This is a genomic window from Delftia acidovorans SPH-1 (genome assembly GCF_000018665.1).
Lineage (GTDB): Bacteria > Pseudomonadota > Gammaproteobacteria > Burkholderiales > Burkholderiaceae_C > Comamonas > Comamonas acidovorans.
This window is the reverse complement of the sequence record NC_010002.1, coordinates 4,023,556-4,043,092: the sequence shown is the minus strand read 5'-3', so window position 1 is coordinate 4,043,092 and position 19,537 is coordinate 4,023,556. Positions and strand designations below refer to the sequence as shown.

Below are 19,537 nucleotides of genomic sequence, written 5' to 3'. Positions count from 1 at the left end.
GTGCCGCTCAGAACGAGTGGCTGATACCCAGATCCACACCGGTCGAGCCGGCGTTGGCCACACCCGCAGGGCCGCCGATCAGGCCGACGCTGGCGCCGTTCTTGTTGTTCACACGCGCCAGCCCTGCGTACAGAGAGGTGCGCTTGGAGAACTCGTAGACATATCCGATCGAATACTTGTCGGCCTTGCCGCCGCTGCGCGTGAGGGCAGAGGCGTTGCCGCTGAACTTGGCGCTGGCGTACTTGACGCGCAAGCTGCCTGGCCCCATGGGGATGGTTGCGCCCAGGTAGAAACCGTCCACCTTCCCGGAGGTTGCGCCGTTGACGGGCTCCCACTTCAGGCTGTTGTATCCGCCATTGAGCAGGAAACTGCCGAAGTTGTACGAGGCGCCCAGCACCAGGTCTTCCAGATCGCTAGTTGCGGCGATGGCGCTGGGCGAAGCCACGGCTGCGGTACCGTCGATCCGGCCGTAGCCGATACCCACGTTCAGCGGGCCGGAGCGATAGCCCAGGTTGCCGCCTATGTACCTGCGGGCCTTGCTTGCGCCAGAGCCGGAGGCGTTCTCGTCGCCAAAGGAAACCGAGAACTGGCCATAGATACCGCCCAGGTCGCTCGGCAGGAAGTAGCCCACGGCGTTGCTGATGCGCGTGCGGTCGACCACGCCGCTTTGGCTGGCGGCGTTATAGGCAGTCTGGCGGATCGTCTGGAACAGATTGGCCTGCACACCGGTGGTGGTGTCGGGGCCCGCGAAAGCGGTGAAGATGTTGTAGCTGGGGGTGTAGTCGCGACCCAGCCGGATTTCACCCCAGGAATTGTTGCTCAGCCCGATCGTGGAGCGGCGCTCGAAGCCAAGGGAGCCGCTGCTGCCGCCAGTGCCGACATCGGGGTTGAGGCCGCCTTCAAGCCAGAGCTGAGCTCGGTTGCCGCCGCCGAGGTCCTCCGTGCCGCGCAAGCCAAGCAAGCTGGTCTTGCCTTGGCTGGAGTTCAGTGCATTGAGCCTGTTGCTGCCGGACTTGGCAATGGTGACACCGACGTCCACCACACCAAAAATGGTGACGGAAGATTGCGCCAAGGCCAAGCTGGAAGAAGAGGCGAAGAATGTGCCCATCGCGAGTCCCAGAATGCGCGAGCACGTTTTTTGATTTTTCATTGGCGAGATACGAACTGAACTTATTAATGAGAATGACGGTGGCCTCCTGCCACCGCTGCGGGAACTCTAGGCAACACATAAGTATTCTTCGTGACAGCTGTGCCGTGTGACATGAAAGTCACAGCAGCGGCGGTGCCTGCGGCACGCTTCCTGCAGGGAAGCCCTATCGCCGCCACCCTTCAGCCATGGCCTGCACGACGGGGCAGATCATTCATTGCCGATTTGTTTGATTCATATTCGAGAAATTGGCGGAAATATGCATTCTTTTGCCATTTTCCCAATAAGGTTCTCGACTTCCATATTTTCAATGGCACATTTCGAGCGTTCGTCGACCGATTCATCGGTCATTGGGGCCCCAAATTCAGCCCATTGCACGGCCAGTTCAACCCCATAGTCCCTGGGAGGGCGAAGTCCCACAAGAATTGCCGCACCGAGGACTGCAGCCTCAACATCGGTCGCACCAGCAGTCACAGCTATGATCCCCAGGCAGCATCGCCGTCCCCGCCAGCGGCGAGCTGCCCCCTCTCCTCCACCCAACGCCCCGCTCCATCCCCCCCCATGATCCAAGAGTCCGAAGAGATTGCCCTGCTTCGCGAGGAAAACGCCCGGCTGCGGGCGCAACTGGCGATTGCCACGGCGGGCCATGCCAGCGCCGTACAGGGCGCGGGCGCCAGCGATCAGGACCCCTTCGATGCGCAGGTGGCAGACCAGAAGACGCTGTTCTCGGATTTCATCGAGCATCTGCCGATAGGCCTGTGCCTGGTGAGCAAGGGCGGCAAGGTGCTGATGTCCAACCCGGCCTACCGCCATTTCCTGCCGGAGACCCCCATCCCTTCGCTGCTGTCGGCCGAGGAAGACCGGGGGCGCTGGCGCAGTTGGGACAAGGACGGCAAGCCCGTCCCCCGTGACCAGTTTGTGGCCGCCCGCGCGTTCCGCGGTGAGCTGGTGGTGCCGGGCGTTGACTGTGTCTATGACACGCCCCAGGGGCTTGAGGTATGGACGCGCGTGTTCGGGGTGCCGCTGCGCAATGCAGACAAGGAAGTCGTGGCCACGGCCATCGCCATTTTGGACATCGATGCGGAACGACGCGCGCTGGACATGTTGCGCCAGAGCGAGGAACGGCTGGATGCGCTAGTGCGCTCCTCCTCGGAAGTGCGCTACTCCATCAGTGCGGACTGGAGCGAGCTGCACCAGCTGGCAGGCGGCGGGTTCATCCCCGACACGCAGGCGTCCAACACGAACTGGCTGGAAGACTACATCCCCCCGGAGGACCGCGACCTGGTGCGCGCGGAGATCGCGCGGGCCATCCGCACGAAGACGGACTACGTGATCGAGCACCGGGTGAACCGGGTCGATGGCAGCGTGGGCTGGGCGTTCTCGCGCGCCGTGCCGCTGTTCGATGCCGCAGGCGCCATCACCGGCTGGCTGGGAGCGGCCTCCGACATCACCGAGCGCAAGCAGGCGCAGGCCGCGCTGGAGCGCTTGAATGCCACGCTGGAGGAACAGGTGGCAGAGCGCACGGCCGACCGCAACGCGCTGTGGCAGCTGTCTTCCGACATCATGATGCGCTGCACGTTCGAGGGCATCATCACTGCGGTCAACCCGGCCTGGACCGAGGTATTGGGCTGGCGTGAAGACGAGCTGCTGGGCACCACGCTTTTTCATCTCATCCATCCGGAGGATCTGGCGCGCACCATCCAGGACACGCAGGAGCTGGCCACAGGCATGGCGCATGCCCGGTTTGACAACCGGTATCGCCATCGGGACGGGAGCTACCGCTGGATCTCCTGGTCCACCCGTTCGGCGGCAGGCCGCATCAATGCGGTGGGCCGCGACATCACCTCCGAAATGGCCAAGGCCGAAGCGCTGGCCAAGGTACAGGAGCAACTGCGCCAGTCGCAGAAGATGGAGGCCGTGGGCCAGTTGACGGGCGGTCTTGCGCACGACTTCAACAACCTGCTGGCGGCCGTCATGGGCAATCTGGAGCTGCTGCAGCGGATGCTGGCGCGCGGCCAGGTGGACAACCTCACGCGCTTCATCCATGGAGCGCAGGGGGCGGTGCGGCGCGCCGCCACGCTCACGCAGCGGCTGCTTGCGTTCTCGCGCCGGCAGATCCTGGACTCCAAGCCCACCGATATGGCCGCGCTCCTGGCCGATTGGGAGGACCTGCTGCGAAGGACGGTGGGCGCCAGCGTGGACATCGACATCGTGCCGGCAGCCCATCTGTGGCATGCGCAAATCGATGGAACGCAGCTGGAGAACGCCATCCTGAACCTGTGCATCAACGCCCGCGATGCCATGCCCGAAGGCGGCCGGCTGACCATCAGGACAGCCAATATCGAGCTTGAAGAGGCGGCAGCCCGGGAGTGGGATCTTCCGCCGGGCGGCTATGTGTCGCTGTGCGTCACCGATACGGGCACCGGCATGTCGGAGCAGACCATTGCGCGCGCCTTCGAGCCGTTCTACACCACCAAGCCGGTGGGCCATGGAACAGGGTTGGGGCTGTCGATGATCTACGGCTTCGCACGGCAATCGGGAGGAGCGGTCAGGATCTTCTCCCAGCCGGGCCAGGGCACCACCGTCTGCCTGTATCTGCCCCGGTGCGACGCCGCACCCGTTGCAGAACGCGCGGTCGATGCGGCACGGCAGGTGGTCGTTCCTGCCCAAAGGACCTTGCTGGTCGTGGATGACGAAGCCCCGATCCGCCATCTCATCGACGAGGCGCTTGTCGATCTGGGCTACACGGTGCTTGCCGTGGCAGATGCAGCCGCCGCGCTACAGGTACTGCTTGCCGGAACCCGGGTGGACATGCTGATCACGGACATGAGGCTTCGCGGCGGAATGAACGGCAAGCAGCTTGCCGACGAGGCACGCCTGGCCCGTTCCGACCTGCCGGTGCTCTTCATCACCGGGTTCACCGAGGCATCTCCGCTCAGCCAGGAAAACCTGCACCCCGGTACGCAGCTTCTGACCAAGCCGTTCACATTGGATGCGCTGGCGCTCAAGGTGGCGGATATTCTGGGCAGTACCGACGCTGTGCCATCGGACTGAGTTGCGCGGCTGGCGCCGTGGTGACCCGCAGATTCCGGGCGCCTGTCTCGCAGCTCAAACCCTGCCATATCTCATCTCCCTCGGCCCTCGTAGTGGCTATGTGGGCAGACTCGATCGCCGACGACAAAGGGGCACTGCCAAAGCGGCAAGAGCACTCGGATGCACGGCACCAGGAATTTACGGATTCATCAAGCCTGCGAATCAACGCAAGCCTTGCTCATGAGGCCATCCGAATGCGTGTGTTTAGACCGTTGATCGTCAATTCACGTCAATTCCTAGGAAGCATCTTATTTTTCAGAACAAACAGAAAACGACAGCAGTCTGCACTTGATCTGAAAATTCGAAAGAACTTAGACTAATAGCGCCACTCACTGCCATGTGGCAGCAAAGGCTTATTAACATTTCAGCACAGAGGGAACTATGCCAAGTAAAATTCTGACCGGATCTATACTTTTTCTCGTATCAATCTCTGCAACGGCTCAAGATTTTCTGATAGGGAATGAGGAAATTGAAAAGAACGGCATGCCAATGGTCGCCAGAAGTATTTCTGGCAGCATGGCTGGAATGAATGGTACTGTGACCATAAATCTAGTCAAGCTATCAAATGGATCGTATCTCTACGAAACCACCAATCAAAATGATGAAGCAATTGAATTCAACAAGAGGTTGTGTAAAATGTACGGAGACAAAAATCCAGAGTCTCCTGGAAAAATGGTAATTGGCAGCGATGAAAGGAATATACCCCTTCATTGTGAACCGCCTTCCCTTCAAAAGGAAATGTCATTTAAGCAACATTCCAACTACTATTACATGCCTGGTGGCCAATGGGACTACAGACCTGTTCTATCTCTAAGCTACGACCCTTACTCACGTGCTGGCTCATATACAAGAGTATCTGCAAGTGCAGGAGTTGACTTTTCTGTCGCGAGAGGTGGCGATCTTTCACTCGCCGTTGGAGTTCGAGGAATTCCAAATTGCTATAACAATGGTTTCACCATGGCTGGTAGCATTCCAGTAGCAAATTTGCAAGTCGCAGTTCTGTGCTACATGTACCCCCATTTGGCCGGCACACGGGGAAAGGCCGTTTCTGCTCGAGCAGTTTCGGAAAGCAAATACTCAGCCAGTGAAAATGGGATAATGGAAATCTATTGAAGCAACAATAAATCAAGTGTATGACACCAGGAAGCCATGGTGGCTTCTTCAGCCTAAAACAGAAGAAAGTACCATGGCAACCCGTCTTTGATGATGGTGCCCGCACAACGCCGCACATCCGCGCATAACTCCAGCCAGTATCCGGCCATCAACGGCTTTGGCCAATTACTTCACAGGCCGCTGATATGAAAAAACCATGTCAAGATACAGTTTTTTTCGCAGTTTTTTGGCTGGCGCAGTCTTGCTGATCACCGCATACGGGGACGCAAAAAACGCAACCGCTTGCGAAAACCATGACTTTAATCTGGTTCGGACGAATGTACTGAAAAAACTGAAAGAGAAGTTTCCTCAGTACGCATTCGACATCACCAAGGTGACGTTTTCTCCGGGAGAAAAAGTGCCTTTTTGGCACGTGGAGGCCATCACCCAATCGAATGGTAAGGAGCTGGTGGTTTTCGCCATGCACTACTGCGAAGGGTCTGTAGAGGTGACAGCCCTCAACCCCTACCACCCTTGACGGCGGTGGATGCCATCGCCCTCACCCTCTCAATGAAAGCCTGCAGCAACGCCGCAGGCTGGTCCGCCCGCCAGGCCATGACGGCGGGCGTCATGGCCTGCTGCGGACCGCGCAGCGGCACGAACACCACGCCGTTCATGCCCACGCGCTGCATGCAGCTGGGCACCAGGGCCACGCCCTGCTCTGCCGAGACCAGGGCCATGACGGTGAGCCACTGGCGCGCGGCGTGGCGTGTGTGGGGGTGGATGCCGGCCTGCTGCAGGCAGGCGATGACGTTGTCGTAGTTGGCCGGGGCCACTTCGCGGGCGAACATGACGAAGGTGTCGCGGGCCAGTTCGCGCAGGTCGATGTCGGGCTGCTGCGCCAGCGCATGCGTGGCGGGCAGGCAGCAGACAAAGGGTTCCTCGCCGATCGACAGGGTCTGCAGGCCGTCTGGCGGGGAGGCTATGTTGAGAAAGCCGCAGTCGATCTGGCCGCTGGCAATGGCCTGCAGTTGCTCACGCGTGGACATTTCATGCAGGCAGACTTCGACCAGGGGGCGTTCTGCGCGGAAGGCGCGGCAGAAGTCGGGCACCTGGCGGTAGACCATGGAGCCGGTGATGCCCACGTCCAGCCGGCCCTGCATGCCCTCGGCCACGCCGCGCACCACGTCGGCCGCGTGCTGCAGCTGGGCGAGCACCTTGCGTGCCTCGACCAGGAAGGCCTCGCCCGCAGGGGTGAGGCGCACGTTCTTGGCGTCGCGGTCCATGAGGCTGGCGCCCAGGTCCTGCTCCAGGGTCTTGAGCGCCATGCTCAGCGGCGGTTGGGTGATGCACAGCCGCTGGGCCGCGCGGCCGAAGTGGCGTTCCTCGGCCAGGGCGACGAAATAGCGCAGCAGGTGGGTCTTCATGAGAGGCGGCGGATGGGGAGCAAGCGAGATGGCATCTTGCACCATGGCTACCTCTGAAATACAGATTGATAAATCATGGGACTTCAGATGGTTCGCAGCCACAAAACCCGCGCACCTCAACTTTGAGACACCGAGAAAGGGCCGCCCCGCACCGAGGGTGTCGTCCCCCTCCGCGCAGCGAGAAGGGGGAAGGCGCGAAGCGACTCAGGGGGTCAATACGATTTAGGCAAGCCCAATACCTTTTCGGCGATGAAGCACATGATGAGTTGCGGGCTGACGGGCGCCAGGCGCGGGATCCAGGATTCGCGCATGTAGCGCTCCACGTGGTATTCCTTGGCGTAGCCCATGCCGCCGTGCGTGAAGATGGCGGTTTCGCAGGCCTTGGCGCAGGCTTCGGCCGCCAGGTACTTGGCGGCGTTGGCCTCGGCGCCGCAGGGCAGGCCCCTGTCGTAGAGGAAGGCAGCCTTTTGCACCATGAGGTGGGCCGCCTCAAGCCCCATCCAGGCCTGGGCGAGCGGGTGCTGTATCCCCTGGTTCTGGCCGATGGGGCGGTCGAAGACCACGCGCTCCTTGGCGTACTGGGTGGCGCGCGCCAGGGCGGCGCGGCCCAAGCCCACGGCCTCGGCGGCGATGAGGATGCGCTCGGGGTTGAGGCCGTGCAGGATGTACGAGAAGCCCTTGCCCTCTTCGCCGATGCGGTCCTCGGCGGGGATGCGCAGGCCGTCGATGAACAGCTGGTTGGTGTCCACGCATTTGCGGCCCAGCTTGTCGATCTCGCGCACTTCGATGCGTTCGCGGTCCAGGTCGGTGTAGAACAGGCTCAGGCCTTCCGTGCCCTTGCACTCTTCCACGGGCTTGGTGCGCACCAGCAGCAGGATCTTGTTGGCGACCTGGGCGGTGGAGATGAAGACTTTCTGGCCATGGACCACGTAGACGTCGCCATCACGCACGGCGCGGGTCTGCAGCTTGAGGGTGTTGAGGCCCGCATTGGGCTCGGTGACGCCGAAGCAGGCCTTGTCCGTGCCCGCGATCAGCGGGGGCAGCCAGCGGCGTTTTTGCTCGTCCGTGCCGAAGACGACGACGGGGTGCAGGCCGAAGATGTTCATGTGCACGGCCGAGGCGCCCGACAGGCCTGCGCCCGTGGCCGAGATGGTGTGCATCATCAGCGCCGCTTCGCTGATGCCCAGGCCCGCGCCGCCGAATTCCTCGGGCATGGCAATGCCCAGCCAGCCCGCGTCGGCCAGGGCCTTGTGGAAGTCGTGCGGGAAGCCGCCTTCGTGGTCCTTGCGCAGCCAGTAGTCGGCATCGAAGGGTGCGCAGGCGCGCTCGACGGCGTCGCGTATCTGTTCCTGTTCTTCGTTCCACAGAAAGTCCATGGTGAGTTCTCCGTTGCTTGTTGCTGTTCGCTTGTTGTGTCTGTGGGGTGACGGCGCTCAGGCTGCCGGTCGGCGCACGCGCTCGGGGTTCTCGCCGTACGGCGGGCTGTAGAAGACCAGCAGGCGCACGGGCTCGGCGCTGGTCACGCGGAAGATGTGCATGCAGTCCTCGGGGAAGAAGCAGGTGTCGCCGGGCTGCATGGCAAAGCGTTCCTTGCCGTCCGGGGTGTCGATTTCCACTTCGGCCGTTCCGGCCAGCAGGTAGCAGGCCTGCTCCATGCCGGGGTGGGCATGGGGCAGCGCGCCGCCGCCCTGCTCCAGCGTGCCCAGTACCAGCTCCATGTGGCGCGCGCCCACGTTGGCGGCGCTGACCAGGCGCCGGTTGACGGTGCCGTGGTGGTTGGCGGGGCTGTAGCCGGGCACGTCTTGTTCGCGGATCAAATAGCGGGGCATGGGCGGTTTCCTTCTGTTTGTGCTTGTGCTTGTGCTTGTGCTTGTGCTTGTGCTTGTGCTTGTGCTTGTGCTTGTGCTTGTGCTTGTGCTTGTGCTTGTGCTTGTGCTTGTGCTTGTGCTTGTGCTTGTGCTTGTGCTTGTGCTTGTGCTTGCGCTTGTGTTTGTGGTGGGGCGTCTTGCAGCGCGGCAGCCTGGCTGCAGGCGCGGCTGGCCTGCAGGGCGGCCAGCTCGGCCTCGGTCAGGCCCGCGTCGCGCAGCACCTGCAGGGTGTGTTCGCCCAGGCGTGGCGCGGGGGCGGCGCGTTCTGCGGGCGGCGTGGCGCTCCAGCGCGTGGGGCTGGCCGTGGTGCGCAGCCGGCCTTCGCTGGGGTGGTCTATCTCGTGCACGAAGCCGGTGGCCTGGTGCTGGGGGTCGGCAATCAGGTCCTCCGGCGAGGCCATGGGCATGTTGGGCACATCGGCCGCGTCCAGCAGCGTGCGCCATTCGGCGGTGGTGCGCCCTGCCATCAGCCGCGAGACTTCGGCATAGACGGCATCGATGTGCAGCGCGCGCTGGCTGTGGGTGGCGAAGATGGGCTCGGCCATGCGCTCGGGCTGGCCTATGGCGTTGAAGAAGCTGTGCCAGTGCTTGTCGTTGTAGATGAGAACGCACAGGTGGCCGTCGCTGGTGCGATAGGGCCTGCGGTGGGCCGTGAGCAGGCGCGCATAGCCGGGACCGCCCAGTTGCGGCTCGAACGACAGGCCCGCCATATGGTCGCCCAGGATGAACTGGGTCATGGCCTCGAACATGGGCACGACCACGGCCTGGCCCTTGCCGGTCTTCTCGCGCGCATAGAGGGCGGCCGTGACGGCGTAGACCGCGTGCAGGCCGGTGACGCGGTCGCCCAGGGTCATGGGGGCATAGGCCGGCTCGCCACCGCCGTATTGCTGCGCCAGCCAGGGCACGCCGGTGGCGCCCTGGATGAGGTCGTCATATGCGGGCCGGGCCGCGTAGGGGCCGCGCTGGTCGAAGCCGCAGCAGCTCACGTGGATGATGCGCGGGTTGCGCGCCGCCACGTCCTCGTAGGCCAGGCCCAGGCGCGCCATGGCCTGGGGCCGCACGTTGCTGACCAGCACGTCGCAGCCTTCGGCCAGGCGCAGCAGGGCCTCGCGCGCGGCGCCCTGCTTGAGGTCCAGCACCACGGAGCGCTTGCCCTGGTTGGCCTGCAGGAAGATGTGGCCCATGGCGGGGTTGCGCATGGGGCCGACGTGGCGCATGTTGTCGCCCTCGGGCGATTCGACCTTGATCACCTCGGCCCCCAGGCCTGCAAGGATCTGGGTGGCAAAGGGGCCCATGACCACCGAGGTCATGTCCAGCACCTTCACTCCGGCAAGAGGGCCTTGCTGCCCTTGCTGCGCTTGCTCCATGCGGCTCTCCTTCACTGCGCCTCGATGCCCGCCTGCTTGACCAGTTGTCCCCAGCGGGCCATCTGGTCCTTCACATAGGTGGCGAACTCGGCAGGCGTGGCCGTGGGCCAGACCTCGAAGCCGACCTGGGCCAATTGCTCCTGCACGGCCTTGTCCTTGAGGATGGCCTGCAGCTCGGTGTTCAGCCGCTCGGTGATCTCGGCGGGCATGCCGGCCGGGCCGAAGATGCCGTTCCACGACGTGATGTCGAAGCCCGGCAGCGTCTTGCCGATGGCCGGCACATTGGGCAGCAGGGTGGAGCCCTTGGCCGCCGTGACGGCCAGGGTGCGCACGCGGTCGGTCTTGATCGTGCCCCAGGCCGAGCCCAGATCGGCCACGTAGACCTGGATCTGGTTGCCCATGAGGTCGGTCAGCGCCTGCGGGCTGGACTTGTAGGGCACCGAGGTGATCTGGGTGTGCGTGACGTACTTGAAGGTTTCCGAGGCGACCAGCGAGGTGCTGTTGGGCGTGCCGTAGGACAGGCGGTCGGGATTGGCCTTGGCGTAGTCGATGAGTTCCTGCACGGTCTTGGCAGGAACGGAGGGGTGGACCAGCAGCGCGAACGGCAGCTCGCCCACGCGCGCCACAGGTGTGAAGTCCTTGACGGGGTCGTACTTCAGGCCCTTGACCAGCCAGGGGTTGGCCGAGTGCGAGGTGTTGGTGGTCATGAACAGCGTGTAGCCGTCCGGCTTGGCCTTGGCCACATGGTTGGCGGCAATCTGGGCATTGGCGCCGGCCTTGTTGTCCACGATCACGGGCTGCTTGAGCCGCTCACCCAGCCGGGTGGCCACCAGCCGCGCCACGGCGTCCGTGCCGCTGCCGGCCGCGAACGGCACGACCAGGGTGATGGGATTGGAGGGGTAACCACCCTGCGCCGACACGCAGGGCGCGGCCACGGCCGCAATGGTGCTGATAGCGCCAAGGGCCAGGGCCCTGCGCAACGGGGAATGCTTCATTTGCTTGTCTCCTGTTTCCTATGGAAAGCGGCGCTGTGTGTCCAGCGCTCGCCGCCATGGTGCGGGCGTCAATGATTCAAGTCCAATTCTTTAAAACCAATCAAGGATTCGATTTATGAATCATTGAATCGTGCGCCAGGCTCCAGGTCCCGCCTCTTGCGCAAGGACTGCATCGGTGCGAGGCTGGCAGCCTTGCACGACACCACGCCAAGGAGTTCCGCATGTCACACACCGTCCACACCATCCGGCTGCACCGCGTCCTCAAGGCGCCGCCGCAGCGCGTGTACCAGGCCTTCACCACGGCCGCTGCCCTGGCCAAATGGCTTCCGCCCCACGGCTACATCTGCGAGGTGCCCGAGTTCGACGCCCGGGTCGGCGGGCGCTACCGCATGGCCTTCGTCAATCTGTCCACGGGCGGGCGCAGCGGCTTCGGCGGGGAGTTCCTGGACCTGGAGCCTGGCCGGCTGGTTCGCCATACCGACCGCTTCGACGACCCGCAACTGCCCGGCGAGATGATCACCACCATCACGCTGCGCGAGGTGTTCTGCGGCACTGAAATGGATGTGACCCAGGAAGGCGTGCCCGCCGTCATTCCCGCCGAGGCCTGTCACCTGGGCTGGCAGGAGTCGCTGCAGTTGCTGACCCTGCTGGTGGAGGCCAGCGTGCCGGGCTGAGACCCTGCACAAGCCCCTGCTGTCACACAGTTGCGGTTGATGGATTCCCGTGCTTCGGAGGACAATGGCTGTATTGCCCGCCAACGCCCGGAGGTCCGCCATGGCCACCCCCCTTGCACTGACCGCTCAAGCCATCGATGTCCTGCCGTTTGGTGCGCGGCTGGCGGGCGCACGGACCTGCGCCCTGTTCAAGTCCCAGGACATGGAGGTCATCCGCGTGGTGCTGCGCGCCAGCCAGTCGCTGCCGCCGCACAAGGTGCCGGGCAGCGTCAGCCTGCACTGCCTGGAAGGCGAGCTGGAGGTGATGCTCGGCGAAAGCCGCCAGTCCCTGCAGGCCGGCCAGCTGATGCACCTGCCGGCCAACATGGCGCATGCGGTACGCGCCATCGAAGACACCTCCGCTCTGGTCACCATCGTTCTGTGTGACGCGTCCTGACGCTTGCCACTTCAGCGCATTCAGCCCACTCAGGGCCTCAGCGCCTCAGCGCACCGGCAGGAACTGCATGAACGGCCCGGCCACCAGTCCCTGCCCGTAGCCAATGAAGGAGCGCCGGTAGCGCTCGGTGGTGTAGTTGGCGATCAGGTCCAGCCGGCCGATGATCTTGCCCATCTCGCGCTCGAAGCTGAGGTTGCGCGCGTCGTCGCCCAGGTGGTTGGACAGCAGCAGCGGCCCGCCCGCGGCATTGCGCCGTGAGTTGAGAATCCAGTTGGCCACTTCCACGTTGCGTGCGGCGTTGTAGATCAGCTGCGGGTCCAGCCCATGGACCAGGGTGAAGCTGGTGCGCCCGCCGTGGGCGGTGATGATGGTGTCGGCCAGCGCATGGACGAAGGCGGCCACGCGGTCGCCCTTGAAGTCGGGCTGCAGCGCCAGCGAGAGCGCGGCCACGTCCTGGGCACCGTGCAGGTCGGCCCAGGGCTGGCGCTCGGTGATGGCGATGCGCACGTAGGCGGATGCGGCCTCGCGGCTTTCGGCGGTTTTCTTCCACTCGGCGGGGTTGCGCAGGTACAGCTTGTCCATGATGCGCATCAGGCTGTCCAGGTTCTCCTTCATGGCCAGGGTGGCCATGCGGTTGCTGTCGGACTGCACGATTTCACCGGGCTCGAACGAGGCGCCCTCCACCTTGCCGCGCGGCGCGGGCGTGTCGGCACAGCCCGCTGTCAGCAGCAGCGCCAGCACCGGCGCCAGGCGGCGCGCCGCGCCACCTCCCGGTCGGGGCCGGCTGTCGTTCACCCCGGCTCTGCGGCCGGCCTCCCCTGGCAAGACAAGCTCAATAGTCATCCCGGAACGATAGCAGCGCACTACCGGGGCGCCGAGGCACGATGCCCTGTCTTACATGCCCTGGCGCCGGCAGCGTCAACCTCCCGTCAGGCAGCGCTGCTGCACCATCCGGTCATCCACCACCGCCACGGTGCTGCGCCAGCAGGTGGCCAAGGATCTTCCAGGTCTGGGGCTGCTCCACCATGGGCACGGGAATGCGCAGCATGCTGCCTGCGGCCTGCCTGGGCGAAAACAGCAGGCCCGGTGCCAGCAGCAGGCCCTGCGGCGCGGCATGGCGGGCCAGCACCTCCGAGTCCACGCCGCAGTCCACCCAGGCGAACATGCCGGCCTGCGGCTCGTGCGGGGCGCGGCAGTCCAGGGCTTCGAGCATGCGCAGGCAGCGGTTGCGCGCGCGGTCCACGCGCTCGCGCAGGCGGTCCACATGCTTGCGGTACTGGCCATCGGCCAGCACGCGGTGCACCACCTGCTCGCCCGGCAGCGCCGTGGTCAGCCCGCCCAGCAGCTTGAGGTCGGTCAGCCGCCGTATCAGGTCGGTGTGCGCCGCGACATAGCCCACGCGCAGGCTGCCGGCCAGGGTCTTGGAGTAGCCACCCACCAGGAGCACGCGCTGCAGCCGGTCCATGGCAGCCAGGCGCACGGGCACGCCGGGCAGGAAGTCGGAGTAGGTGTCGTCCTCGGCCAGGTAGAAGTCGTGGCGCTCGGCAATGCGCAGCACCTCGTGGGCCACGCCGGCCGACAGGGTCTGGCCCGTGGGGTTGTGCACGGCCGTGTTGAGGATGAAAAGCCGGGGCTGGTGCTGGCGGGCCAGCCGCTCCAGCGCCTCCACGTCGGGGCCGCCGGGCAGGCGGGGCACGCCGACCACGTTCACGCCCAGGGCGTTGAGCCGGCCGAAAATGAGAAACCAGCCCGGGTCTTCCACCAGCACCGTATCGCCGGGCCGCACCAGGCTGCGCACGATCAGGTCCAGGCCCTGGGTGGCGCCGGCCACGGTCATCAGGTGGGCCTCGGGGTGGGCGGGCACGTCCTGGGCCTGCAGCACCGAGGCGATCTGCTGGCGCAGCGGCAGATAGCCCTGGGGCACGCCATAGGTCAGCAGGCTGGTGCCCGTGCTGCGGCCGACGGCACGCAGGGCCGAGGCCAGCATCTCCTGGTCCAGCCATTCCGGCGGCAGCATGCCGGCGTCGCCCGAATGCTCCGTGCCTTCGCGGAACATGCTGCGCAACAGAAAGGCGGTATCAAAGGCCGCGCCCTGCTCCAGCGTGGGCAGGCCGTGGCTGGCGCGCGGCACGGCCTGGGCCGCGCGCCGGGCGCTGACGAAGACGCCGGAGCCGCGCCGCGAATGCACAAGGCCTTGCGCGGCCAGCCGGTCGTAGGCCTGGACCACGGTATCGCGGCTGACGCCGGCCTGCTGCGCCAGCGCGCGCACCGAGGGCAGCCGCGAGCCCGCGCGCAGGCCATGGTGGCGGATGAGGCCGCCGTAGTGGTCCACGAGCTGCTCGACCAGCGAGAGATCGGAGGAGCGCAGCGGACGCCAGGGCGCAGCGGCCTGGAAAGCCGTAGCGGAGGATGCACTCGATGTCTGCGGTGTCTGCTGTGCCTGCGCTTCCTTCAGCGTGGCTGCGGGATCAAGTGTCAGGGTCATGTGGGCAGGCCAGTTGGCAAATTGTTCTGGCAAAGTGTACTGCTACTGTACCGAACACTGACATTAGCATGGCCTGACGGCGCCGCGGCCTGCGGCATGCGCAGACAGGGCGCCGGATCCCCTGTCATGCCTGTTGCCACCATGCCCTTCGATACCGCCCACACCTCGTTCCTGCTGCCGCTGGCCATGTTCTCCTTCGTCAGCTCCGTCACGCCCGGCCCCAACAATGTGATGTTGACGGCCTCGGGCGCCACCTTCGGCTACCGCCGCACGGTGCCCCATATGCTGGGCATCACCCTGGGCGTGGTGGTCATGGTGCTGCTGGTGGGCGCGGGCCTGGGCGCGGTGTTCGAGCGCCTGCCGGTGATCTACACCGCGCTCAAGTACCTGGGCGCGGCCTACCTGGTCTGGCTGGCCTGGAAGATCGCGGGCAGCGGCGGCATCGACGGCGGCAACGCGGGCACCCGCCCCTTCGGGTTCTGGCAGGCGGCGGCGTTCCAGTGGGTCAACCCCAAGGCCTGGATCATGGCCATCGGCGTGATTGCCACCTACACGCCGCGCGAGGATTTCTTCATCAACCTGGTGCTGGCCGCCCTGGTGCTGGGCATCGTGAACTATCCCAGCGTCAGCGTCTGGACGCTGTTCGGCAGCGCCGTGGGGCGCGCGCTGCGCTCGCCGCAGGCACTGCGCCGCTTCAACTGGGGCATGGCCGCCCTGCTGCTGCTGTCGCTGTACCCGGTGCTGGCAGATTCACACGCCTGATTCAAACGCCTGATCCACCCGGCTGCTTCATGCGGCCGATGCCCCATCCAGCGCCAGTATCTGCTGCGCCAGCGCGGCGATGCCGGCCTCGCTGAGGTCGTCGGCCTGCACGCTGCGGCGCGTGCGCCACTGCGTGAAATGCCGCTCCTGCGAGCGCTCGTAGTGCGGGTCGTAGTGCTGGGCCATGAGCTCGGAGAACAGCGGCGAGAGGCTGCGCTCATGCGCCCAGGCCTGCCAGCGCGAGATGGTCTCCTTGCCCTGCAGCTCCTTGAGCCAGCCCAGCTTGTCGGCCAGCGTCTGCGGATCGTCGCCCAGGTAGGCGTAGTCGCGCAGCAGGTAGGCCAGGCGCGCCTCGGGCGTGGCATCGAGCGCAATCACGGGCGACTGGCGCATGTGCTCGACCAGCACCAGCGGCAGGGACACGCGGCCGATCTTGGCGCTCTCGCCTTCCACGTACACGGTGCGCGACGGATCGAAACTCTCCAGCTGCTGGGCCAGCAGCGTCTCGAAGTATTTCTGGCTGGGCTGCTCCACGCCGGGCAGGTTGCCCAGCAAGGAGCCCTTGTGGCTGGCATAGCCCTCCAGGTCCAGCACCTGCTCGCCGGCCTCGGCCAGGGCATGCAGCACCCGGGTCTTGGCGCTGCCGGTGGCGCCGCACAGCACCTGCAGGCGCAGCTGGGGCACCAGGCGGTCGATCAGCTCGATCACATGGCCGCGATAGGACTTGTAGCCGTTTGCCAGTTGCTGCGCATCCCAGCCGACCAGGCGCAGCCAGGTGACCATGGAGCCGCTGCGCAGGCCGCCGCGCCAGCAGTAGACCAGCGGCTTCCAGTTGGCGGGCTTGTCGGCGAAGGTTTCCTGCAGATGGCGCGCCAGGTTGGCCGAGACCATGGCCGCACCCAGGCGCTTGGCCTCGAAGGGGCTGACCTGCTTGTAGATGGTGCCGATCCGGGCGCGCTCCTCGTTGTCGAGCACGGGGCAGTTGATGGCACCGGGAATGTGGTCCTGCGCGAATTCGGCAGGCGAGCGGGCGTCGATCAGGGTGTCGAACTGGTGGCGGTCGGCGATGCGGATGGGCTGGCGGTGGGACACGGGCAAACGGTGATCTGGCGATCATGCGGGAGGCAGAAACAACCGGCGCCATGGCCTCAGGGGCTCATGGGCCGGCACCGGAACCAGGAAAGTGGATCGAGCCTCGACACGCACCGGCCCGCCCCGCTTCGCGCCCTGCTTGCGCGAGCCGGGCATGCAGCCGACCTTGGAAGCAGGGATTCTCGCACGCCCGACGTGCCCGCGCTCGGCTGTCAGGGCAAGGCTGTCAACGCCAGGCAGTCAACGCAAGGCAGCGGCGATCAGGCCCTGCACGGCGGCCACGCGCTGCACCTGCTGGGGGCTGTCGTAGTTGCCCATGAAGACGGCATACACCAGCGAATGCTGGGGCACGACCACCAGCCGCTGGCCGCCCAGGCCGATGGCCATGTAGTACGCCAGGCCGGCGCGGGTCTGCCCCACGTACCAGTGGTGGCCGTAGCGCAGGCCGGGCCAGGCGTCCACGCGTGGCTGAATGGATTGCACAATCCAATGTCGGAGTACCAGCGCCCGGCCTTGCCTTCCACCCGGCCACTCGCCCTGCTGCAGCACCAGCTGGCCGATGCGGGCCAGGTCCCGCGCCCGCAGGCGCAGGCCGGAGGCGGCGGCCGCCTCGCCGTTGGTGCCAGGCGTCCACTCCGCCTTGTCGATGCCCAGCGGAGCAAACAGCTTGTGCCGCGCATAGTCCAGCAGCGGCATGCCGCTGCCCTGTGCGATCAGGTGGCCCAGCAGTGCCGTCGCCCCGCCGCTGTAGCACCAGCGTTCGCCGGGCGGGGCGACGATGGGCTGCTCCAGCACGTAGCGGTAACGGTCGCTGCTGCGCTCCATGGCGATTTCGCTATTGCGCGGGTCGGAATACGGAAGGTCCTCGTCCCATTGCAGGCCCATGGTCATGCCCAGGGCATGGGAGACCAGGATGCCGCGCCGGCCCTCATCGGCCGCCAGATCGCTGTAGGCGGGAAAGGCCTGGACCAGGGGCGTGTCCAGCGCGGGCACCTTGCCTTCGGCCAGGGCCATGCCGTAAAGCAGGCCGACGATGCTCTTGCTGACCGAGCGCACATCGTGCAGGGAGTCGGCGTTGAAGGCCACCTTGCCCAGCGGCTCGCCCCAGCGCTCGTCCTCGCCCTCGAAATAGCGCTCCAGCGCCAGCCGGCCGTGGCGCATCACGACGACGGCGTGCAGGTTCGCCAGTTCTCCGCTCTGCACGCCCTGGTCCAGGCGTTCGCCCAGGTCTTCGGCCAGGCCGGTGCCGGTGGAAGAGGCACCGCCCTGCCCCATGCTGGCACAGGCCGTGCAGCCCAGCGCCGCCAGGGCTGCGCCCGTCTGCAGCCATCTGCGCCTGTCGGTGCGAAAGGCGTTGTGTGTCATGCCCCTCTCCCTTAACTTAATTAATTGCTTACGTACTTACTGCCTGGGCGAAGACCCGCTGCCGCGCGGATGGATCAGCATGCGGTCGCCGCGTATTTCCACATCGAACTGGCGCAGGAAGTTCTGGCCCAGCAGCGCATCCCTGTCCGTGCTGCCGGTATAGCCTGTGCCCACGCGCAGGCCGCTGACCACCAGGGAGGCCACGCGCACCTGCTCGGCCACCACCATGCGGCCGTCGCGCTCGCCATTGGCGGTGCGAAAGCGAACCGGCTCGCCGCCGTCCAGGCCTGCGCGCTCGGCCAGCGGCTCGGTCACGCCGACCATGCTGGCGCCCGTGTCCACCAGGAACATGACGGGTTGCCCGTTGACGGCCCCTTCCACGCGGAAATGCCCGTCGCGGTCACGCGCAATGGCCACCGTGCCATCGGCCTGCACCTTGACGCCTGCCGGCTTCAGGTACATCTGCATGGCCCAGTACAGCACGCCCATGACCAGCAGCCAGAACAGCAGAAAACCCAGCATGCCGCGCTGGGCGACGGACTGGACGCTGGGCTCGGCGGCCGGGGCGGAGGCAGCGGAAGGATCGGACGGAGGCGGCGTGGATTTGAGGCGCATGGCAATGCAGACGGGATCGGCGATGGCAGCACGGTGGCTGCACGGCGGCAGTCGCCCATTCTGCCTGCGGCCCTGCCCCGTCACGGGCAAGCCAATAGCCGCTACAGTGGGCGCCTTCATCACAGCCCGCTCCTGCCATGACCACGACCGCGCAGCCGCCCTTTGTCCTTCACTACATCTTCGACCCGCTGTGCGGCTGGTGCTATGCCGCCGCGCCCCTGGTCAAGGCCGCGCGCAGCGTGCCCGGCGTCACGCTGCAATGGCATGGCGGCGGCATGCTCACGGGCGCCCATACCCGCACCATCACGGCCGACTGGCGCGGCCACGTGATGCCGCACGACCAGCGCATTGCCGAGATGACGGGCCAGCCCTTCGGCACGGCCTACTTCGACGGCCTGCTCAACGACCTGGGCGCCGTGCTGGACTCCGAGCCGCCCACCACGGCGCTGCTGGCGGCCGAGGAACTAGCGGGCCGGGGCCTGGACATGCTGGCGCGCCAGCAGCAGGCCCACTATGTCGAAGGCCGCCGCATCAGCGATCCGGCCGTGCTGCTGGAACTGGCCCGGGACCTGGGCCTGGACGTGGCGGCCTTCACCGACGCCTTCCAGCGCCTTTCGGGCGCCGCCACCCAGGCCCATATCGCCCAGGCGCGCGAATGGCTGGAACTGGCACAGGGCCAGGGTTTCCCGACCTTCGCGCTGGAGTTCGACCACCCCGAGGCAGAGCAGCCGGGCCAGCGCGCCATACAGCGCATCGACATCGGACCCTGGCTGGGAGATGCACAGGGCTGGGCAACGCAGCTGGGCGAGTGGGTCGCACAGGTGTCGGCACTTCAGGGTGGAACAGCTACCCCCACCGACGCGCCCGGATGTGATGCAGACGGATGCGCCCTGCCCGGGCAAGGCTGAGGAACCAAATCGCTTGCTGGATCCGCGTGCAGGTTACGACATCGAAAATTGGCATATTTGATAAAACATAATTTGATAAAAATATTAAATTTACCTACAATTTGCGCACCAGCACACCCGTACGAAAGGCGGGGTCGCAAAGCCTCCGGTCTACCCCCGCCCTTTGACGGGCGGGCATGACAGCGGGGTTGCCAGGTGCCGTCATTCCTGC

18 protein-coding genes and 1 riboswitch are annotated in these 19,537 nt (G+C 65.5%); of the genes, 7 read left to right on the top strand and 11 right to left on the bottom strand.

What is annotated here, in order from left to right; translation table 11 throughout:
• Positions 1-7: 7 nt before the first annotated feature.
• Positions 8-1,108, bottom strand: a complete 1,101-nt coding sequence (locus tag DACI_RS18515) for a porin (RefSeq protein ID WP_012205508.1) — start codon at positions 1,106-1,108, stop codon at positions 8-10.
• 600 nt (positions 1,109-1,708) lie between these two features.
• Between DACI_RS18515 and DACI_RS18510 the strand changes: the two genes are divergently transcribed.
• From DACI_RS18510 to DACI_RS18505, 3 genes are all read left to right on the top strand, one after another.
• Positions 1,709-4,201, top strand: a complete 2,493-nt coding sequence (locus tag DACI_RS18510; protein ID WP_043781937.1) for a hybrid sensor histidine kinase/response regulator — start codon at positions 1,709-1,711, stop codon at positions 4,199-4,201.
• Between the two features lie 420 nt (positions 4,202-4,621).
• Positions 4,622-5,353 carry a hypothetical protein gene (locus tag DACI_RS31470; RefSeq protein ID WP_012205506.1) on the top strand — a complete coding sequence of 244 codons (732 nt, stop codon included), beginning with the start codon at positions 4,622-4,624 and terminating at the stop codon, positions 5,351-5,353.
• 196 nt (positions 5,354-5,549) lie between these two features.
• Entirely contained in the window at positions 5,550-5,870 is a 321-nt protein-coding gene (locus DACI_RS18505; RefSeq protein WP_012205505.1) for a hypothetical protein, read from the top strand.
• On the opposite strand, the gene DACI_RS18500 is transcribed toward DACI_RS18505, so the two are convergent.
• From DACI_RS18500 to DACI_RS18480, 5 genes are all read right to left on the bottom strand, one after another.
• Positions 5,851-6,804 carry a LysR substrate-binding domain-containing protein gene (locus tag DACI_RS18500; protein ID WP_012205504.1) on the bottom strand — a complete coding sequence of 318 codons (954 nt, stop codon included), beginning with the start codon at positions 6,802-6,804 and terminating at the stop codon, positions 5,851-5,853. The genes DACI_RS18505 and DACI_RS18500 overlap by 20 nt on opposite strands.
• Before the next feature lie 167 nt (positions 6,805-6,971).
• On the bottom strand, positions 6,972-8,135 hold the full coding sequence (locus tag DACI_RS18495; RefSeq protein WP_012205503.1) for an acyl-CoA dehydrogenase family protein: 1,164 nt from the start codon (positions 8,133-8,135) through the stop codon (positions 6,972-6,974).
• 57 nt (positions 8,136-8,192) lie between these two features.
• Positions 8,193-8,588 carry a cupin domain-containing protein gene (locus DACI_RS18490; RefSeq protein WP_012205502.1) on the bottom strand — a complete coding sequence of 132 codons (396 nt, stop codon included), beginning with the start codon at positions 8,586-8,588 and terminating at the stop codon, positions 8,193-8,195.
• A complete protein-coding gene (locus DACI_RS18485) occupies positions 8,573-9,994 on the bottom strand; it encodes a CaiB/BaiF CoA transferase family protein (protein ID WP_012205501.1) in 1,422 nt (473 codons plus the stop codon). Before DACI_RS18485 ends, DACI_RS18490 begins: the two co-directional genes overlap by 16 nt.
• Before the next feature lie 11 nt (positions 9,995-10,005).
• Complete coding sequence (locus DACI_RS18480; RefSeq protein WP_012205500.1) at positions 10,006-10,989, bottom strand: Bug family tripartite tricarboxylate transporter substrate binding protein; 984 nt, start codon at positions 10,987-10,989, stop codon at positions 10,006-10,008.
• Between the two features lie 221 nt (positions 10,990-11,210).
• On the opposite strand from DACI_RS18480, the gene DACI_RS18475 reads away from it, so the two are divergent.
• On the top strand, positions 11,211-11,663 hold the full coding sequence (locus tag DACI_RS18475) for an SRPBCC family protein (protein WP_012205499.1): 453 nt from the start codon (positions 11,211-11,213) through the stop codon (positions 11,661-11,663).
• A gap of 100 nt (positions 11,664-11,763) precedes the next feature.
• Positions 11,764-12,099, top strand: coding sequence for a cupin domain-containing protein (locus tag DACI_RS18470; protein ID WP_012205498.1), 336 nt, complete (start codon positions 11,764-11,766; stop codon positions 12,097-12,099).
• 45 nt (positions 12,100-12,144) lie between these two features.
• Here the strand turns inward: DACI_RS18470 and DACI_RS18465 are convergent, their stop codons facing one another.
• Both DACI_RS18465 and DACI_RS18460 read right to left on the bottom strand, forming a co-directional pair.
• Positions 12,145-12,942 (bottom strand): hypothetical protein, encoded by a 798-nt coding sequence (locus tag DACI_RS18465; protein ID WP_012205497.1) that lies wholly within the window; start codon positions 12,940-12,942, stop codon positions 12,145-12,147.
• A gap of 112 nt (positions 12,943-13,054) precedes the next feature.
• A complete protein-coding gene (locus DACI_RS18460; RefSeq protein ID WP_012205496.1) occupies positions 13,055-14,584 on the bottom strand; it encodes an aminotransferase-like domain-containing protein in 1,530 nt (509 codons plus the stop codon).
• A 126-nt stretch (positions 14,585-14,710) separates the two neighbouring features.
• Between DACI_RS18460 and DACI_RS18455 the strand changes: the two genes are divergently transcribed.
• Positions 14,711-15,346: a LysE family translocator gene (locus tag DACI_RS18455; protein WP_012205495.1), complete on the top strand. Its 636-nt coding sequence runs from the start codon at positions 14,711-14,713 to the stop codon at positions 15,344-15,346.
• A 27-nt stretch (positions 15,347-15,373) separates the two neighbouring features.
• On the opposite strand, the gene mnmH is transcribed toward DACI_RS18455, so the two are convergent.
• From mnmH to DACI_RS18440, 3 genes are all read right to left on the bottom strand, one after another.
• Entirely contained in the window at positions 15,374-16,438 is a 1,065-nt protein-coding gene (gene mnmH / locus DACI_RS18450; protein ID WP_043783514.1) for a tRNA 2-selenouridine(34) synthase MnmH, read from the bottom strand.
• A 240-nt stretch (positions 16,439-16,678) separates the two neighbouring features.
• Positions 16,679-17,803 carry a serine hydrolase domain-containing protein gene (locus tag DACI_RS18445; RefSeq protein WP_012205493.1) on the bottom strand — a complete coding sequence of 375 codons (1,125 nt, stop codon included), beginning with the start codon at positions 17,801-17,803 and terminating at the stop codon, positions 16,679-16,681.
• Between the two features lie 36 nt (positions 17,804-17,839).
• Positions 17,840-18,418, bottom strand: a complete 579-nt coding sequence (locus DACI_RS18440; protein WP_192812288.1) for a retropepsin-like aspartic protease family protein — start codon at positions 18,416-18,418, stop codon at positions 17,840-17,842.
• A 137-nt stretch (positions 18,419-18,555) separates the two neighbouring features.
• Between DACI_RS18440 and DACI_RS18435 the strand changes: the two genes are divergently transcribed.
• The gene (locus DACI_RS18435; protein ID WP_012205491.1) at positions 18,556-19,326 is read left to right on the top strand and encodes a DsbA family protein; all 771 of its coding nucleotides are present in this window, start codon (positions 18,556-18,558) and stop codon (positions 19,324-19,326) included.
• A gap of 100 nt (positions 19,327-19,426) precedes the next feature.
• Positions 19,427-19,522: riboswitch (cyclic di-GMP riboswitch) on the top strand.
• Positions 19,523-19,537: the final 15 nt, after the last annotated feature.

Bases quoted from the DNA above. Each gene is read 5' to 3' on its own strand.
- DACI_RS18515 (WP_012205508.1), bottom strand. From the start codon at position 1,108: ATGGGCACATTCTTCGCCTCTTCTTCCAGCTTGGCCTTGGCGCAATCT.
- DACI_RS18510 (WP_043781937.1), top strand. From the start codon at position 1,709: ATGATCCAAGAGTCCGAAGAGATTGCCCTGCTTCGCGAGGAAAACGCC.
- DACI_RS31470 (WP_012205506.1), top strand. From the start codon at position 4,622: ATGCCAAGTAAAATTCTGACCGGATCTATACTTTTTCTCGTATCAATC.
- DACI_RS18505 (WP_012205505.1), top strand. From the start codon at position 5,550: ATGTCAAGATACAGTTTTTTTCGCAGTTTTTTGGCTGGCGCAGTCTTG.
- DACI_RS18500 (WP_012205504.1), bottom strand. From the start codon at position 6,804: ATGGTGCAAGATGCCATCTCGCTTGCTCCCCATCCGCCGCCTCTCATG.
- DACI_RS18495 (WP_012205503.1), bottom strand. From the start codon at position 8,135: ATGGACTTTCTGTGGAACGAAGAACAGGAACAGATACGCGACGCCGTC.
- DACI_RS18490 (WP_012205502.1), bottom strand. From the start codon at position 8,588: ATGCCCCGCTATTTGATCCGCGAACAAGACGTGCCCGGCTACAGCCCC.
- DACI_RS18485 (WP_012205501.1), bottom strand. From the start codon at position 9,994: ATGGAGCAAGCGCAGCAAGGGCAGCAAGGCCCTCTTGCCGGAGTGAAG.
- DACI_RS18480 (WP_012205500.1), bottom strand. From the start codon at position 10,989: ATGAAGCATTCCCCGTTGCGCAGGGCCCTGGCCCTTGGCGCTATCAGC.
- DACI_RS18475 (WP_012205499.1), top strand. From the start codon at position 11,211: ATGTCACACACCGTCCACACCATCCGGCTGCACCGCGTCCTCAAGGCG.
- DACI_RS18470 (WP_012205498.1), top strand. From the start codon at position 11,764: ATGGCCACCCCCCTTGCACTGACCGCTCAAGCCATCGATGTCCTGCCG.
- DACI_RS18465 (WP_012205497.1), bottom strand. From the start codon at position 12,942: ATGACTATTGAGCTTGTCTTGCCAGGGGAGGCCGGCCGCAGAGCCGGG.
- DACI_RS18460 (WP_012205496.1), bottom strand. From the start codon at position 14,584: ATGACCCTGACACTTGATCCCGCAGCCACGCTGAAGGAAGCGCAGGCA.
- DACI_RS18455 (WP_012205495.1), top strand. From the start codon at position 14,711: ATGCCTGTTGCCACCATGCCCTTCGATACCGCCCACACCTCGTTCCTG.
- DACI_RS18445 (WP_012205493.1), bottom strand. From the start codon at position 17,803: ATGACACACAACGCCTTTCGCACCGACAGGCGCAGATGGCTGCAGACG.
- DACI_RS18440 (WP_192812288.1), bottom strand. From the start codon at position 18,418: ATGCGCCTCAAATCCACGCCGCCTCCGTCCGATCCTTCCGCTGCCTCC.
- DACI_RS18435 (WP_012205491.1), top strand. From the start codon at position 18,556: ATGACCACGACCGCGCAGCCGCCCTTTGTCCTTCACTACATCTTCGAC.